General features: G+C 62.5%; 2 protein-coding genes. Both read right to left on the bottom strand.

Annotated elements, in window-relative coordinates; all coding sequences use genetic code 11:
* Nucleotides 1-581: 581 nt before the first annotated feature.
* Entirely contained in the window at nt 582-1709 is a 1128-nt protein-coding gene (locus ACH2EI_RS21935) for an McrC family protein (protein ID WP_395161591.1), read from the bottom strand.
* A gap of 86 nt (nt 1710-1795) precedes the next feature.
* On the bottom strand, nt 1796-3077 hold a 1282-nt coding region (locus ACH2EI_RS21930; protein ID WP_395161589.1), incomplete at its 5' end, for an McrB family protein.

Raw genomic sequence — 3077 nt, 5'->3', positions numbered from 1 at the left:
TTCGCCTCAGACACGTTTATGACGCGTACGCCATCGATTCCAAGCATGGCCTCGGCCAGGCCACTACCGTCTCCCATCGCAGGGATCTCCTCACCGTTGAAGTCGTAGAACCACTCCAACTCTGGCGGGATCCCTGCACCCGATCGCGGACCCTCACCCCAAACCCACTCCCCACTTCAACGAGAAGAGCCGCTATTCGCCCCCCGGCGCACTCCAAGTCGCGGACGGACCACTGCATCCTTTGGAGGGCGAGTTCGAAGGCGACGACGGATTCGAGTGGCTCAAGGCCGACCTCATCAAATACCGAGTTTCAATCAGGCGATAGGCGGGTGCCGCTCGTTCGGTGTCCGGCTACCTCCACGCGGCCCAGCCACGGAACGACGGCGATGATGAGTAGCGCAACGCATTCGCGCCGGCGGAAGAATGCCCCGCCACTGCCGATGGCGGACTCAATCTCGCCGACATCGCCCCCACGTTGGCCGTTCCGATCCGTCGCCCACCTCGCAGTATGTCCGCAGCTTGGCCATCGACCGACTGGCGCCGCAAGACGAACTGCCCAACTGCTCGATCCAGGTACGCACTCAAAGCCATCCGCCGACGCCTCGGCACTGCTTCGGAGCAACCGCAGTCGAAACGAGCTGCGCAATCGTCGCCGCCATCTCGTCGACTTGCGCGAGCAAATCAACCGGCATCAATTCGAGGTCCAGTGCGTGCGCTCGAATCTCGACACCACTTCCTCGCACAACGTGACTGGTTTCGGCTTCGTTGCCTTTGGCGTATACGAGGTGACCAATCGGCAGGCCGAGCGACGTGCAGTAGGCGAGCATTTGGTAGAGGTCAGCGTTGGGGTAGCCGGCGACCTTCTCCGCCTTGTACTTGGCATCGATCACTGCGGCAGGCTTGCCGCTGCGATACCACACGAGGTCCGGGTTCATCTTCACGGCAGAGTCGACGTCGAGCCACTGCGGGTCCTGTGGGCTCACCCGGCCGTCGATGTGTTCGAGGGCGTCACCCAGGGCTTTTTCCAGGAAGTCCTCGAAGACCTTCGCCATATTGATGATGAACCCATTCACTTCGACCGACCCCGCCGGAAGGTCGATCGATCGGTGGCGAAGGATCATCGCGGCGAACCACAGCACCGTCTCGTAGTGGGCGTTGCGGCGGTTCGATCGCCAGGCGGGGAGCTGTTGGCCGAGCACGAGATCACTCACGTCATCGAGGAGCACCGTGATTGCCCGCAGACGGCGTGCGACTGAAGGGTCGAGCCCGGGAACGTGGCGCATCACTTGAGCGGCGGCACGCACCAGTTGGTTCTCCACGATGTCGATCGTGAAGTCGTCGTACCGGACCAGCAGCGGTGTCACTTGCCCGAATCGACGGGTGAGCTGCTCGCGTTCACGGAGCCGTCCCCGTACCACTGCGAGTTCGTCGTCTCGCTGGACGTAGTCCTGCAACACACCTCGACGAAGCGTGCGCTCGGCCTGTCGTGCGAAGGCGTCTGCGAGCACGTGAACGAGGTCGTCGGTGGTCTCGTATGGCACGAGGTCGTCCTGCCATGCGAACTTGCGGCCGTAGCCGAGAAGGAAGAAGATTCGTCCGATGGGCAGCTTCGGTTCGATGCGAACGGTCATGTCTCCGATTTGGGCGACGCCGACCTTGCCTGTTCCTGAGACCAGCCACGTTGTGTCGTCGAGAGGCTCAACGCTCACGATCGACGATGCTGCGAGGAGTCGCGCCTGCGACGGGGACAACGAGTGCGGGGTTCCCGGTCCTGTCTCGGTGACAGAGACAGCTGTCATTCGGAGTCGTTAGCTGGCTCGGCGGTGGCCGCTGCGTAGAGCTTGCCGAAGTCGAACTTGGACGCCATCGACGCCCATCGGTCGTAGTGCGTCTCCTGCAGCAACGGCTCGATCTGCGTGCGGAAGATCCGGCTCATGCGCTCGCTTGTCTGTTCCTTGACCATGAAGTACGACGGTCCGATGTGGGCATCGCGGTCCTCGATCGCATCGTTCAACAGGGTGAGCAGCCGAGCGGCCACCGGCGGGTGCCCGTTGCGATCGAGCCAGTCCCCCAACATCGACGCGGTCGGCTCCGTCGCCGGATGCAATTCCTTGAAGGCGAACCTTCGGCGCATCGCCGAGTCGAGCAATGCGATTGATCGGTCGGCAGTGTTCATCGTGCACATGAAGTAGAGGTTCGGGGGCAAGGTGAACGGGTCGCCTCCGTAGAGCACCTCGACACCGTGGTCGCGGTATTCGAGGAGGAAGTACAGCTCGCCGAAGACCTTGGCGATGTTGGCGCGGTTGAGTTCGTCGATGACCAGGACGAACGCCTGGTCGGGGTGTTCCTGAGCCTCTGTCGCAAGGCGGCGCAGCGGGCCCGGTCGCAGTTCAAGCGAGACTCCCCCGCCGCTGTCGTTGGCGGCCGGCCGAAAGCCCTCGAAGAAGTCTTCGTACGTATACGAGGGGTGGAACTGCACGAGGCGTACTCGTTCCTCGCCGACGAGATGCGCTGCGATCTTGCGCGCCAAGTACGTCTTGCCTGTTCCGGGTGGACCGTAGAAGACGATCTGTCGTTGTTCGTTGAGGAGGTCGACAGTTTCATCGAGCCACTCCTTGCTCACGAACAGATCCTTGGCAACGTCAGCGTCGAGCAGTTCGAACTTCTCATGCGGCGTTCGAGTCGGCGCTTGGCTGGCTTCCACCTCCTCGTCGTCGACCTCCTCTCCCCCAATCAGGCGGTCGATCACCGACAATTCGGCGGTGAGGTCTGCGACGCTGGCGCTCGTCTTCAACTTCGCCTGCAACGACCCGGGTAGCTCACCGAAGTCCACGCCGACGTCGGGGTTGCGCCACAACACATCGCGTCTCAGGTTCGACCTGCCGCCGTCGGAGGTCACGTACTCAAGCTTGTCTGCAATGTCTCCGACAAAGACACCGCCGTCTCCACTCGTCAGGACCAGGTCGCCGGGTTTGACCCGGTCGACGAATTCGACGATCTCGGAGACTTTGCTCCGCTGCTCCTGGTCCTTGAGGTGCTCATAGCCGGCCGTCGCAAGGGCAACCAGCTCGTCGCGG

The organism is Ilumatobacter sp. (genome assembly GCF_041688325.1).
Lineage (GTDB): Bacteria > Actinomycetota > Acidimicrobiia > Acidimicrobiales > Ilumatobacteraceae > Ilumatobacter_A.
This window is presented reverse-complemented; position numbering and strand designations above follow the sequence as displayed.